Origin of the sequence: Microbulbifer thermotolerans, from assembly GCF_900112305.1 — a bacterium.
In the GTDB taxonomy this organism is placed as follows: domain Bacteria; phylum Pseudomonadota; class Gammaproteobacteria; order Pseudomonadales; family Cellvibrionaceae; genus Microbulbifer; species Microbulbifer thermotolerans.
Genome location: NZ_FOKT01000001.1, coordinates 129,531 through 142,848, shown reverse-complemented (window position 1 = coordinate 142,848; position 13,318 = coordinate 129,531). Strand labels below are relative to the sequence as shown.

At 59.3% G+C, this 13,318-nt stretch carries 12 protein-coding genes; 4 read left to right on the top strand and 8 right to left on the bottom strand.

The window, feature by feature from the left end:
- Positions 1-2,298, top strand: a complete 2,298-nt coding sequence (locus tag BM155_RS00595) for a nitric-oxide reductase large subunit (RefSeq protein ID WP_083421037.1) — start codon at positions 1-3, stop codon at positions 2,296-2,298.
- Positions 2,299-2,394: 96 nt separating this feature from the next.
- Here BM155_RS00595 and BM155_RS00590 read toward each other — a convergent pair whose 3' ends face one another.
- The 8 genes from BM155_RS00590 to BM155_RS17250 all read right to left on the bottom strand — a co-directional run bounded on the left by BM155_RS00590 (position 2,395) and on the right by BM155_RS17250 (position 10,087).
- Complete coding sequence (locus BM155_RS00590; protein WP_074900497.1) at positions 2,395-3,177, bottom strand: ATP-binding protein; 783 nt, start codon at positions 3,175-3,177, stop codon at positions 2,395-2,397.
- Between the two features lie 66 nt (positions 3,178-3,243).
- Positions 3,244-5,259: an aminotransferase class I/II-fold pyridoxal phosphate-dependent enzyme gene (locus BM155_RS00585; RefSeq protein ID WP_254773070.1), complete on the bottom strand. Its 2,016-nt coding sequence runs from the start codon at positions 5,257-5,259 to the stop codon at positions 3,244-3,246.
- Between the two features lie 227 nt (positions 5,260-5,486).
- Complete coding sequence (locus BM155_RS00580; RefSeq protein WP_067152062.1) at positions 5,487-5,891, bottom strand: NUDIX hydrolase; 405 nt, start codon at positions 5,889-5,891, stop codon at positions 5,487-5,489.
- A 4-nt stretch (positions 5,892-5,895) separates the two neighbouring features.
- Complete coding sequence (locus tag BM155_RS00575; protein ID WP_231902458.1) at positions 5,896-6,990, bottom strand: phospholipase A; 1,095 nt, start codon at positions 6,988-6,990, stop codon at positions 5,896-5,898.
- A 194-nt stretch (positions 6,991-7,184) separates the two neighbouring features.
- Complete coding sequence (locus tag BM155_RS00570) at positions 7,185-8,111, bottom strand: phospholipase A (RefSeq protein ID WP_083421036.1); 927 nt, start codon at positions 8,109-8,111, stop codon at positions 7,185-7,187.
- Between the two features lie 323 nt (positions 8,112-8,434).
- Positions 8,435-9,157 (bottom strand): hypothetical protein, encoded by a 723-nt coding sequence (locus BM155_RS00565; protein ID WP_067152055.1) that lies wholly within the window; start codon positions 9,155-9,157, stop codon positions 8,435-8,437.
- Between the two features lie 245 nt (positions 9,158-9,402).
- Positions 9,403-9,912 carry a GNAT family N-acetyltransferase gene (locus tag BM155_RS00560; RefSeq protein WP_067152053.1) on the bottom strand — a complete coding sequence of 170 codons (510 nt, stop codon included), beginning with the start codon at positions 9,910-9,912 and terminating at the stop codon, positions 9,403-9,405.
- Between the two features lie 16 nt (positions 9,913-9,928).
- Positions 9,929-10,087, bottom strand: coding sequence for a hypothetical protein (locus tag BM155_RS17250; protein ID WP_156481427.1), 159 nt, complete (start codon positions 10,085-10,087; stop codon positions 9,929-9,931).
- A gap of 121 nt (positions 10,088-10,208) precedes the next feature.
- Here BM155_RS17250 and can point away from each other — a divergent pair, with 121 nt between their 5' ends.
- From can to BM155_RS00545, 3 genes are all read left to right on the top strand, one after another.
- Complete coding sequence (can, locus tag BM155_RS00555; RefSeq protein ID WP_139223107.1) at positions 10,209-10,865, top strand: carbonate dehydratase; 657 nt, start codon at positions 10,209-10,211, stop codon at positions 10,863-10,865.
- A 70-nt stretch (positions 10,866-10,935) separates the two neighbouring features.
- Positions 10,936-12,594 carry an FAD-dependent oxidoreductase gene (locus tag BM155_RS00550; protein WP_437438170.1) on the top strand — a complete coding sequence of 553 codons (1,659 nt, stop codon included), beginning with the start codon at positions 10,936-10,938 and terminating at the stop codon, positions 12,592-12,594.
- Positions 12,595-12,710: 116 nt separating this feature from the next.
- Positions 12,711-13,223, top strand: coding sequence for a flavin reductase family protein (locus tag BM155_RS00545; protein WP_067157440.1), 513 nt, complete (start codon positions 12,711-12,713; stop codon positions 13,221-13,223).
- Positions 13,224-13,318: the final 95 nt, after the last annotated feature.

The window sequence follows — 13,318 nt, the reverse complement described above, 5'->3', positions numbered from 1 at the left end:
ATGGGGCAATATCGCAAATTGTGGTGGACACTAATCGGCATTCTCGCCGTTACATTTTCGCTGTTGGGATACGTGGGCGTGGAGGTCTATCGCAAGGCACCACCCGTGCCGGCCCGCGTGGTCACGGAAAACCAACAACTAATGATGACCCGCGACAGCATTCTCGACGGCCAGACCGCCTGGCAGTCGGTCGGCGGTATGCAGCTAGGCTCCATCTGGGGGCACGGCGCCTACCAGGCACCGGACTGGACCGCCGACTGGCTGCACCGGGAAATCACCACCTGGCTCCAGCTGGCGGCCCGGGATGAATATGGCAAAGCGTATGCGGAGCTTAACGGCGAACAACAAAATGCGCTCCGCTATGCTCTGAAAACCGCCTACCGCACCAACACTTATGACCCGGAAACCGGCACCCTGGTTGTGTCCGCGCGGCGCGCGCAGGCGATCGCGCAGACGGCGGATTATTACCGCCGCCTGTTCAGCGATGCGCCCGAACTGCGGAGCACACGGCAGAGTTACGCCATGAAGGAAAACACCCTGCCCGATCCCGAGCGGCGCGAAAAGATGACCCAGTTCTTCTTCTGGACCGCCTGGGCCGCGGCCACGGAGCGCTCACCCGGCGGCGCCACCTATACCAACAACTGGCCCCACGAGCCACTGATCGACAACAAGCCCACGGCGGAAAATATCATCTGGTCCATTACCAGTGTGGTGCTGCTGATTGCCGGTGTGGGATTCCTGGTGTGGGGCTGGGCCTTTTTGCGCGCCGAAGATGAAGAGAAAATCACCGCGCCCGCACAGGATCCCATTACGACTTTCGCCCTCACACCATCGCAACAAGCGCTGGGCAAATATCTATTTGTAGTGGTGGCACTGTTTACCTTGCAGGTCTTCCTCGGCGGCTTTACCGCGCACTATACGGTGGAGGGGCAGAGCTTTTACGGTATCGATGTCTCGCAATGGTTCCCTTACAGTCTGGTGCGCACCTGGCATATTCAGGCGGCACTCTTCTGGATCGCCACCGGCTTTCTCGCCGCGGGCCTCTTCCTCGTCCCCATTATCAACGGCGGCAGGGACCCCAGGTTTCAGAAACTGGGTGTGGATATTCTTTTCTGGGCGCTGGTTCTCGTGGTGGTGGGCTCCTTTGCCGGCAACTTTCTCGCCATCGCTCAGCTGCTCCCCCCCGAGTGGAGCTTTTGGCTGGGCCACCAGGGCTACGAATACGTGGATCTCGGCCGCCTCTGGCAAATCGGCAAGTTCCTCGGCGTGGTCTTCTGGCTGGTGTTAATGCTGCGCGGCATTGTTCCGGCCCTGCGGCAACCGGGGGATAAAAACCTGCTGGCACTGCTGACCGCTTCTGTGATGGCGATCGGTCTCTTTTACGGTGCAGGTCTCGCTTATGGCGAACGCACGCATATCTCGGTAATGGAGTACTGGCGCTGGTGGGTGGTACATCTGTGGGTGGAAGGTTTCTTCGAAGTCTTCGCCACCGCGGCCCTGTCTTTTATCTTCTGCAGCATGGGGCTGGTTTCCCGCACCATGGCCACCACAGCCTCTCTGGCATCGGCATCCCTCTTCCTGCTCGGGGGCGTGCCCGGCACCTTCCACCATTTGTATTTTTCCGGCACCACCACGCCAGTAATGGCCGTCGGCGCCACCTTCAGCGCCCTGGAAGTGGTACCTCTGGTAGTGCTCGGTTACGAGGCCTGGGAAAACTGGCGCCTGAAACAGCGCGCACCCTGGATGCAAAACGTCAAGTGGCCCCTGCTTTTCTTTGTCGGCGTTGCTTTCTGGAACATGCTGGGAGCCGGGGTCTTCGGCTTTATGATCAACCCGCCGATTTCCCTCTATTATGTGCAGGGCCTGAACACTTCCGCGACCCACGCGCACGGTGCCCTCTTCGGAGTCTACGGCCTGCTGGCGCTGGGCTTTACTCTGCTGGTTTTACGCTATATTCGCCCGCACATGCAGTTTAATGACAAACTGATGAGCACCGGTTTCTGGTGGCTGAATATCGGTCTGGCGATGATGCTGTTTACCAGTCTCTTGCCGATCGGCATCATTCAGTTCGCCGCCAGCGCCTCGAAAGGCATGTGGTATGCGCGCAGTGAAGCGCTTCTGCAGAGCGACTTGCTGCACACCCTGCGCTGGGTGCGCACCATCGGCGATGTGGTGTTTATCGTCGGCGCCCTGGCGGTAAGCCTGCAAGTGGTCAAGGGACTCTTTCTCCCCACGGCTGCGCGACAGGGCGAGGCGGCACCCACCCGTGTAAACAGCTCGCGCGCCGCGGCCGAATAACCGGCAACAGGACTCGGCAGGCCCAGAGCTTTATGGAACTCGAGGCAGGTGCCCCAGGGCAACTGCCTTGACGCGCACGCCCAACGGCCCCCCGGATTACTCTCCGGGGGCGCCGTCGAAACTGAGCCGGAACTGCAGTGCGGTGCGGCCGCTGTGATTGGCCCGCAGCATGGCGAATTGTTTCGCCGCCCGGTGCAAGGCTTCGCGGTCGCCCGGGTAGTCGGGAAAGTAGCTATCGACAATTTGCAGATAAGTGCTCCAATCCGCGGGATAAAAACTCAGCCACAGACCGAAACGGTCGGCGAGGGACAGAGTCTCCTCGACACTGTCACCGTAGTGCAACTCAGTGCCGACCACACGGGTCTGTTCGTTGTCCCGCGCATCCTCCGGCAACAGGTGGCGGCGGTTGGAGGTGGCATAGAGGAGAATGTTTTCCGGCGGCAGCTCCAGGGAGCCGGCAAGTATCGTCTTCAAACCCTTATAACTGGTATCGCCCGTCTCGAAGGAGAGATCGTCACAGTAGAGAATAAATTTGTACTGGCGGGCCTCGGCGGCATCCAGCAGGTCGACAATTTCCGGCAGATCATCCAGATCCGCCAGATTCACTTCCACACAGCGCAGCCCCTCGTCGCCGAACTCGTTCAACAACGCCCGAATCAGACTGGACTTTCCAGTGCCGCGCGCTCCCCACAAAAGGGCGTGGTTGGCAGGCTCGCCACGCAGAAATTGCCGCGTATTTTCCAGCAGTGCCTGTTTCTGCTGCTCAATCCCGAGTAAATCGTCCAGGCGGATCGGGTCCAGGCGGACAACGGGTTTCAGACGGGCGTGTTTGGCCCGCCAAATAGCGGCTCGATTTTTTTTCCAGTCAACAGATTGCATAGTGTGTGCAGATCGTTCTTCCATTGCTGTGTCGGGGCGGCTGTGGGCCTTTTTTCGGCGGGGCAATTACTCTTCCCGCTTTTTCTCTCTCGTTTCCCTGACCACCCGCAGCAGCGGCTCGTCCGAGCGAAAAATCAGTCCGTGAATTTCGGTGGCCGTCTGGCCCTGCAGCAATTGCTGCAGATATTGCACAATCTGCGCGGAGATTTCCTGCCCCGGAACCAGCACCGGAATGCCCGGTGGGTAGGGCACGATTTCATCCGCGCTGGTGCGGCCAATCAAGTCTTGCGCCGCCACGGCGCCATTGTCCATCAGCGGCAACTCCTCCGTCTCGGCGAAATAGGCATCCGCCGGCAGACAGTTGAAGTGGGTGAACTCCGGCAACCGCCTGGGGGAACCCACGTGGGCGCGCTTGCGGGGATTGCGGGCCAACTGCTTGAAGGCATGGATCAGGCGCAGCAGTTTGCTCTCGGTACTGCCGAGTGTCACCAATACCGTAATGGTGTTGTAGGTGGTCTTTTCCACCTGGATGCCGTACTGGTCGAACAGCTTGATCTGCATCTCCTTGCCGGAGTAGCCGCTCGCGGAAATATCGATGGTCACCTTGGTGGGGTCCAGACGGATATTGTCGCCACCGAGCGGCTCCGCGATCAGGTCTTCGCGGGTCAGGGCGCGGAAAACGCCTGTCTCATCCACCGCGCGGCGCAGAGTCTCCACCATTTGCAGACACTGTTTCAGGCGGCCATAGCCCTCCATCGCCATCTGCTTGCGCGCCACATCGAGGCTGGCAATCATCGCGTATTGCGGGCTGGTGGAGGCGTGCATGTTCAGGTTTTCACGGAAGCGGTGGTCGTCGAAATCCGGGTCTTGCACGTGGATCATGCTGGCCTGAGAGAAGGCGGACAGCATCTTGTGGGTGCTCTGGGTCACATAGTCGGCGCCGCATTCCAGGGCTGTCGGACGCAGCTCCGGGTGGAAGTAGCCGTGGGCGTACCAGGCTTCATCCACCAGCACCTTGACGCCGCGCTCGTGGGCGTAATCGATAATCGGCCGCAAATCGTAGCGCAGACCGTCGTAGGTGCAGGAAGTAATCACCAGCAGGCGCGCATCACTGTGTTCATCCAGCGCGGCTTCGATATCGCTGCGCCTGACCGGGCCGTAGATGCCGAATTCCGGATGAAGAACCGATTTCAAATACACCGGTTCACAGCGATTCATCACTATCGCATGGTGAACCGATTTATGGCAGGCCTGGTCAACGATAATCTTGCCGCCGCCGCCGAGTATCTGCTGTATCACTACCTTGTTGGCGGTGGAGGTGCCATTGGTCAGGAAAAAGGTATGCTGGGCACCGAAAGCCTGGGCCGCCAGATCCTGAGCCTCCTGAATCACCGAGTGGGGCTCCAGCAGGCTGTCCAGCACCTGCACCGATACGGAGAGATCGGTGTTGAACACATGCTCGCCCATAAAACGGTAGAAATCGCCGACCCAGGGACTGTTGCGCAGGCTGTCGCCGCCAGAGTGGCCGGGAGTGTGCCAGGCGTCCCGGGCACTGAAAACATACTCCTTCAGGGTGTCGGCAAAAGGGGTGGAGGCGCGGCGAGCGATAAACGCCTGCACCAAGCGGAACATATGGTTGAAGTTGCCCTCACGGCGGTCGAACAGCTCGTCGAAGCGCTGGCGCAATGTCGCGATGGAACCCGTCGACTGCGGCGCGGCACCGGCAAAAGCCCCGTGGGTGATGAGAAAAATGTTGAGTTCTGAGCGCAGACCGTGGATCAAGTCCGCCAGCGCCTCCGCCGCGGCGAGACCCTGAGCGTCGCTGCCGCCGTCGACGATTAGCGCCTGTAATCGGTCTTCCTCCCGCAGCAAGTGCTCAACACCGGCGGGAGTAACCGCCTCAAAGCGCACACCGTAAGGGTTCTCGTGCTGCGCGGCAGTGGTATTCAGCGCATTGACCCAATCGCCCGCAAGTGTGCGATCGGCACTGACCAGGGCGACCCGGCACTCCAGCGGCTGCACACTCTCACTCAGGTTGCCCAGATCAGGCATCTTCAGTTCCAAACCCATAGTCTTATCCATCAGCATAGCCCGACACTTTCCACAGGCCGCTGCATGCTTCTATTAACCTATTGATATTATTTGATTTTTTGCCCGCTGCGGCATCGGAACCGGAGGGAAATGCCCCGCGGGACAGGAGGCAGAGTCTAAAGGAGGCAACGTGGAAATTCCGCGAGTCGGCAAGATTTCAGCACCATCCACCAAAAGCAAAACCAAAACCCACACAAGATATCACATAGCGAAAATTTTTAGAATTTTGCACTATGCACCCACCCGTTGAATTCCAGGCAGTCCCGCACCCGCTGACGCTGCACCGGAGACAGCGCTTCGAGCGGAAAATAGGCCGCGTCCGAGTGCTCGTCGGACAGAGTGATCTCACCGGTGTCGGAGAAATGGGCACGAAAAATAAATACATGGGAGCGGTAGACACTGTGGTAGTAAACACCGCTCAGATACTCGATGCGCACCGCCCGCCCCAGCTCCTCGCGGCACTCCCGTAGCAGCGCTTCGTGAATGGTTTCGCCCGGGTCCAGCGCGCCTCCGGGCAGACCCCAGTTTTTATCTCCATAGGTGGCCCGCAACTGCAACACCTCTCCCTGCCCGTTGGTAATAACGGCGTGCGCGCTGAGACGATAGGTGTCTTCAAATCCCATTGCACTAGAACCCTTGCGCCAGCTCGAAACCAAATCCGAGCGTCTGCACCGACTCATCGTAATCGATCAGGCTCTCTCCATAACCATTGAAATACTTCATGTAACCGCGCACCCGGTTACCAATGGGAAAGCCCCAAGACAGCTCGACAGCACCGTGGTTGTCGGAGCGCAGGTTGTTGCGCAGCATCAAAGAGATGGAGTGCTCGCCCCGCTGGTAGCGGCCGCTCAACTCGAAATGTCCGAGGTAGTGTTCTATATCCGGGTTGTCATCATCTTCGCGCTTCTCGGGAATCCGATACCAGGGCTTGAAACTGATAAGGTAGCAGTCCCGTGCAAAAACAAAATTCGCATAGATTCTATTCCAGCTGCGCGACAGGGGTTCACTGCGACCATTGGACTGGTGGTTGATCGCCAGCTGGTTGGCCACATTCTGCCAACCGAACAGACTCCGATCATTCAGCCACGTCATGATCAGTTCCGGTTCGTGATTGGTCTCGCGAAAAGGCGAAGAATTATCGGAATTGTACGCCTGCCAAAAACTGCGATTGGTGTAAGCGACGCTCATAAAAGAGGCCTGGCCGAGAAAGCCGCGCCACACGGGCACTTGCACTGACAACTGAAACTGCACTTCCAGGGAATCCAGTTCTTCTGTGTCGCCGATAAGTGGCTCGATATCTTCCAGACCCGCTTCATCCGGTGACGGATTGTAGACCAGCGGCAGCAAATAGTTGGTCTTGTGAGAAGCCAGGGTAAAGGGGTTGCTGGCGGCATCACGTATGGCCATGGCGGCATCACTGGTAATGACCTCATCGCCGGATACCGGCTCAGGTGCGGACTCAGTGGCAAAGTGCGAGCGCTCCTCCCGCAACACCGGATCACCGTGCACCTGCTCAGTACAGAAACGGCGCATTTCCGCCACGGTGACATCGGACTGGGCCATCAGTAACTGCTCGCGCAGACAGGTCAACTCCCGCTGCTCCATGGTCAACTGGGCGTCCACCGTCTTCGGGGTTAAATCCGCCTCCTGCACGTCCGCTACTGCGGGCAGGTTACAAAATAGAGACAGAAAGAAGCCGTGAACAAGCTTGCGGCACAACAAAGCGCCCTCCCCCCTTTAGAATTGAGTCCGGCGGCAAGCTTACACTGCTTGAATGAATATTACCCGAACAACCCGACAACTTTGCCCAAACCCGTTGGGGGAGGCTTCGATGAGTCCGCGTAAATGCCGCATATCGTGGCCGGCGTGTGGATTTTTGCAACGACAGCCCCCATACGAATAGGTCAGGGATACCCCTAAAACCCCTGCGCCAACTCAAACCCCACACCAAGTGACTGCTGACGGCGATCGTAATTGATCAGATTCTCACCGTAGCCGTTGAAATATTTAACGTAGCCGCTCAGCCTCTGCCCGAGGGGAAAACGCCAGCGCACCTCAAAAGCACCGCGGTTTTCCGCCCGCAAATTATTGCGCACCAGCACAGACACCCCATAGCCCGACGTGCGGTACCCCCCCTCCAGCTCAAAGTTGCCCAGGTAAAACGCAAGATCGGGGTTGTCATCGCCCGCCCCCTCTTCCGGAATACGGTACCAAGGCTTAACTGATAGAAAAAAATCTTCCCGTTCAAATACAAAATTGGCGTATACGCGGTTCCAACCGCGGGACATCTCGCCCCCTCGGCCGTTGGACTGATGGCTGATCGCAAGCTGGCTGACAACGCACCGCAAACCCAACAGTGTCCAGTCACTCAGCCATGTCATCATCAGTTCCGGTTCGTGAGTGCTTTCGCGAAAGGGCGCAGAGCTGGTATAAGCCTGCCAGAAGCTGTGATTGGTGTAGGCGAAGCTGATGTAAGAGCCCTCGCCCAGAATTCCGGCCCAGACAGGCACCTGCACTGAAAACTGAAACTCCATTTCGAACGCATTCCAATCGGCCGTTTCAGGGCTGTCAGTGTTTTCCGCATCGCGGGTGTCGCCGTAGGAAAGGGGCAAGACATAATTGGACTTGTGAGAAACGAGCGAGAAACGATTCATCGACGCCTCGCGCACCGCCTGAACCCGGTCGCTGCTATGTACCTCGGTAGCCGAATGCGAAGAGACGGGACCTCCTCCGCCGGGCGCCACCGCCGCTTCCTGCGATAACTCCTGGCCGAGCAGCGGACTCTGAGGGAAAAACAAAACGCACAGACAAACCCAGCATCCCTGGCAAAAAGCGGAAGGCATGGCTTTTACTCCCTGTTAAAGCCAACTACCTAAAAAGCGTAGGTAACCTCTGATTAATTCGCTTCCTGACGGTAAAAATTCTTAGGAGCTAGATGAGAAGCTCAGGTGATAGGATGGCCATTTCGAAACCGACGGATACAGGGAGGTATCCGTCGGAGCTACAGGGAAGTACTCGTGCGTTTTCGAAATAGCCATCCTATTGCCTGAGCGCCACGGAACTAACCAAAGCGTTCACGCGAATTAATCAGAGGTTCCTTAGACTCGCCGGGCTGGTTTAGCGTGATAAGGCGTACAGGCAGGCGCTGCAGAGTCAGCACTCACTATCACACGAGGCGCAGCAACTTCGGCGACCATTCGAGGTCCCGCAACCGTACCTGCCACAGCCGACCGGTACTTGAAGGCCAGTCATAACCGACCAACAGGCCGCGCTCATCCACGTAGCAATGGGCGTCGCGCTCGGCCTCCTCTCCCTGATAGATATAACCGCAGACATTGTCCCCCAGCTCCTGCGCGCCCTGGGTAGCGGCATCGCCGGCTAGCGGCCGTGCGCTTCGGTGGCTGACCCGCGGTGCCAGCAACTTGCCACGCTGGGACGGGTCGACGATATCGGGACTGACGACTTCCAGCCCCTCGCGAAAGGTTTCCAGCTTGAGCAATAAAGGCCCCATAAAAATGCGCATGAGCGGAAACAACAGACGCCCCGCGCCCTCGACACTCGCACTCTGCGGACCGTTGGGTCCCGTCCAGTCCACCGCTATCGGGTCTCCCAGTCGCGGCTTTTGGCCGGCGTCATGGCACAGGCGGTAGCGGGCATTCTCCTCACCCACCTGGTCCCGCCAGCGTATGCGGAAGTCGCTCACCAGGCCCTCGCAGAAGCGGGCGCAAACTTCCATGCCGAAGCCCTCTTCACCCACCAGGCGTCGACTGATCACGATACGGTGGCCCTCGGTGTCCTCACCCAGTTGCCAGCTGTCCTGAACTGGCATGGCCCGGCCGTCACAACTGTAGTGATAACGGCCCTGTGCCAAAGTTGTACTCAGTCGCATTGCAAACTCCCTCCCTGTTCCGCGCGCACCAAACTGAGGCGTTGATTCGCCACACACCCGGAACACACTACTTTCAAAAGTATTGCACAGGGCGGCGCGCGGCGCCGTGGCAAGCCGCCGCCGAAAAGTAGAAAGCCGCGCTGCAAAGAGCGCTCGGAATATCAAAAGGGCTTGGATTTTTTCGCCCCTCTAGAGGAAAGACACGGAGCTCCGGAAAAGAGAGCGGCGCCGGGAGTCTCAGCCCCCTACAAATACCGCTGCCAAAATGCCGCCTGCCCCATTGCTTCATCCAGGGCATAGGGCCTAAAGCCTGACTTTCGGTATGCAGCCTGCGCCGGCAGGTTTTTCTCCAGCACTTCCAGGGTCAACTTGCAGCAACCGCGTTTTTTCGCTTCCTTCGCCACCAGCTCCAGCATCTGCGTACAAACACCGGCACCGCGGGCATTCTTGCTGACGATCACATCGTGGATATTCACCAGTGGTTTGCACAGGAAAGTGGAGAATCCGGTAAAGCAATTGACCAGCCCCACCGCGCGGTTTTCACGGTAGGCCAGCACGCTGAAAGCGCCGGGGAATTCCGCCAGCCTCTGCACCAGGTGTGCCCGGCAAAAGTCGGATAGAGGCTCCCCCCCGCCGAAAGGATCGCGGGCGTATTCCTCCATCAGCGCCAATATGTCCCGCGCGTGTGTTTCGTCGCGATAGTCGGCGATCGAAGTGGTTATAGCTGTTTCAGCATCCCGTATCGGTATTCCCATTGAGTGCATCCTTCTGCTACCCGCCCTCAAATCCGGCAAAACGGCGCAGATAATTGCGCAACCGGGTACGTTGCGCCAGCAACCAGCGCACCCGATTGCGATGCCGACACAGGGCACTGGCGCGATAGGAGCGCCAGCGCCGCCAGCGGGATACCCCCACTCTCTTTCTGCCCACAGACTACCCTCCCTTGATGTCGAAACCGGCATTTCCCAGCGGGGACTTTGCGCTTGGCCACTACCGACAAAGCCGCTATGCTGCGCATCACATGGACAATCGGCCAGATCAGGAATCCCCTTTGCCCCCGCTCAAGCACCTACTAAAGAACAACAGACAGTGGTCCCTCGCAACCCGCGAGCAGGCCCCAGACTTTTTCCTCAAGCTCTCCGAACAGCAATCCCCGGAGTATCTGTGGATCGGCTGCGCCGACAGCCGGGTGCCCGCCAACGAAATTGTCGGGCTGCTGCCGGGTGAACTGTTCGTGCACCGCAACGTGGCCAACGTGGTAGTCCACACAGACCTCAACTGCCTGTCGGTACTGCAGTATGCGGTGGAAATTCTCAAGATCAAACACATTATTGTCTGCGGCCACTACGGCTGTGGCGGCGTGCAAGCGGCGCTGGATAATCAGCAGCTGGGCCTGATCGACAACTGGCTGCGCCATATTCAGGATGTCCGCGACAAACACCACACGCTGATCGATCTTTTCCAACAAAAGGAGCGCACCGATCTGCTGTGTGAACTGAATGTTCTGGAGCAGGTGATCCACGTGTGTCAAACCACCATTGTGCGGGACGCTTGGCGCGCCGGCCAACCGCTGTCGGTCAACGGCTGGGTCTACGGTCTCAAGGACGGTCTGGTGCACGATCTGGGCATCTCCATCACCCATCCGGGCGAGATCGCCGAGATCTACCACAATGCCCTGACCAATATCGCCCAGCGCGACCGTGAATAGCGACTTTCGCGAATATTTTTCTTAATATTTTCATTCCAAACCAACCCGGCAGAAGCCGGGTTTTCTATAGATGACCGAGGGAGCAATGGCCGAGTACCGCGTGTGGGAGTGTCAGATCTGTGGCTGGATCTACGATGAAGCCGAAGGCTGGCCCGAGGATGGCATAGCGCCGGGCACCCGCTGGGAAGATATCCCCGATGACTGGTGTTGCCCCCAGTGCGGCGCCGCCAAAGAAGATTTTGAGATGGTGGAGGTGCGCCGCAAGCAACAGCCGGAGGCGCTGAACGCCGCCACCTCTAAAGAAGCGCCTTCAAGCGAAAAAACAAACGCCGCACCGGCACAGGCCACCTACCGCATCTGGGAATGCATGGTGTGCGGCTGGGTCTACGATGAATCCAAGGGCTGGCCCGAAGACGGCATAGCGCCGGGCACCCGCTGGGAAGATATCCCCGACGACTGGTGCTGCCCTCAGTGCGGCGTGGGCAAAGACGAATTCGATATGGTACTGGTGGCCGAGGTTGAACCCCCGGCCCCGCCCCAATCGCCCACTTCCGGTGTCGATAGTGGTGAGGAACCGCTGGTGATCGTCGGCACCGGTCTCGCCGGCTACAATCTGGCTCGCGAATTTCGCAAACTGGACCAAAGCACCCCGCTGCTGTTGATCACCGGCGACGACGGCACTTTCTATTCCAAGCCGCTGCTCTCCGCCTCCCTGGCCCACGGCAAGACGCCGCAACAACTGGCCGGCACCTCCGCCGAGGAGATGGCGCGGGAGCTCAACGCAGAGATACTGATATTCACCCAGGTAACCGCGATCCACACCGGGTCCAGGACTTTGACCCTGACGTCGGATAATGGCAGTGCGGAAGTTCGCTACGGCAGGCTGGTACTCGCAACCGGTGCCAGCTGCCGTCCCCTGCCGCCGATCGGCGGCGATGGCCACGCCCGCCTCTTCCGCATCAACAACCTCGCCGACTATCACCGCTTCCGCACCGCACTGGTGGGCCGCAAACGCGTACTGCTGCTGGGCGCCGGCCTGATCGGCTGCGAGTTTGCCAACGATCTGACTCAAAGCGGCTATCAAGTGGAAATGGTGGATACTCTGGGCTGGCCCCTGGCCACACTGCTGCCGGAAGCCGCGGGGCGAGACCTGCAGCGCGCACTCGAATCCGAAGGCGTACGCTTCCATGGCAACACCAGGGTACTGCGCCTGGACCGCAACGGTAACGGCATCCGCGCCTACCTCGATAATGGCGAGCAGCTGGAAGCGCACCTGGCACTGGCCGCCCTGGGCCTGAGCGCCAACACCAGCCTGGCCGCCGCAGCCGGATTGCAAGTCGCGCGCGGTATTGCCGTGGACCGTCATCTGCGCACCAGTGACGCCAATATCTTCGCCCTGGGCGACTGTGCCGAGGTGGAGGGCAATCTGCTCTACTTTGTTGCCCCGCTGATGGCCTGCGCCCGCGCCCTGGCCAAGACGCTGGCTGGAACACCCACGCCGGTGCGCTACGGCGTCATGCCCCTCGCCGTCAAAACCACCCTGCGCCCCGTCACCATCTGCCCGCCACCCGCCGAAGCGGAGGGCAAATGGCACATCGACAGTAATGAGCGTGGAGTGCGGGCAGAATATCGCACCGGAGACGGTCAATTACTCGGCTTTGCCCTGACCGGCGCCGCCATCGCCGCAAGGGATGACCTCGCCGCTGAATGCGTGCCAGTAATGGGATAATGATTACGCGGTGCCTGCTTGAAAGGCCGCCTCCGGGGAAGCAAAGCGCGCAACGGGACAGCTTTTGACGTAGAATGGCGTCCAAACCCAATGCTGTACAAAATTCAAACAACCCTATGACCACAAACAGCCCCAAAGCCCTGTCCCCAACAGACCAACAAAGCCGCGCGCTGCGCGACACCCTGGGCCAATTTGCCACTGGCGTGACTGTGGTCACCACCCGCGACGCGGCGGGCCAACCCGTCGGCATGACGGTCAACAGCTTCAATTCCGTATCGCTGGAGCCGCCGCTGATCTTGTGGAGCATCGACAAACAGTCCCTCAGCTACGACGCCTTCACCACCCAACCGCACTTTGCCGTACACATACTGAAGGCCGACCAGCAGCATGTATCCAACCTCTTTGCCGGCCGTGGCGCCGATAAGTTCGGCCAGGTGCACTGGCATACGGGAGCCGACGGGGTGCCCCGCCTGGACGACTGCGCCGCCCTTTTCCACTGTCGGCTGGCCCAGTGCGTCGACGGCGGCGACCACACGATACTGCTGGGCGAGGTACTGGAATTTTCCGCCTCAGGCGGAGAGCCGCTGATCTTCCACCGCGGCCGCTACCGCACTCTGGCCGGAGACTGAATTACAACGAAAGGCCCCCGCCCAATGGCAATCCAGTAACCGGAACGTCATAATTTCCTGGCATGCTGGCGCCCAGCCAGCCGATAGGCCGACAC

Coding starts and splice junctions, on each gene's coding strand:
- BM155_RS00580 (WP_067152062.1), bottom strand. CDS start 5,891: ATGGGATTTGAAGACACCTATCGTCTCAGCGCGCACGCCGTTATTACC.
- BM155_RS00565 (WP_067152055.1), bottom strand. CDS start 9,157: ATGCGACTGAGTACAACTTTGGCACAGGGCCGTTATCACTACAGTTGT.
- BM155_RS00570 (WP_083421036.1), bottom strand. CDS start 8,111: ATGCCTTCCGCTTTTTGCCAGGGATGCTGGGTTTGTCTGTGCGTTTTG.
- BM155_RS00585 (WP_254773070.1), bottom strand. CDS start 5,259: ATGGATAAGACTATGGGTTTGGAACTGAAGATGCCTGATCTGGGCAAC.
- BM155_RS00545 (WP_067157440.1), top strand. CDS start 12,711: ATGACCACAAACAGCCCCAAAGCCCTGTCCCCAACAGACCAACAAAGC.
- BM155_RS00550 (WP_437438170.1), top strand. CDS start 10,936: ATGACCGAGGGAGCAATGGCCGAGTACCGCGTGTGGGAGTGTCAGATC.
- BM155_RS00595 (WP_083421037.1), top strand. CDS start 1: ATGGGGCAATATCGCAAATTGTGGTGGACACTAATCGGCATTCTCGCC.
- BM155_RS00590 (WP_074900497.1), bottom strand. CDS start 3,177: ATGCAATCTGTTGACTGGAAAAAAAATCGAGCCGCTATTTGGCGGGCC.
- BM155_RS00560 (WP_067152053.1), bottom strand. CDS start 9,912: ATGGGAATACCGATACGGGATGCTGAAACAGCTATAACCACTTCGATC.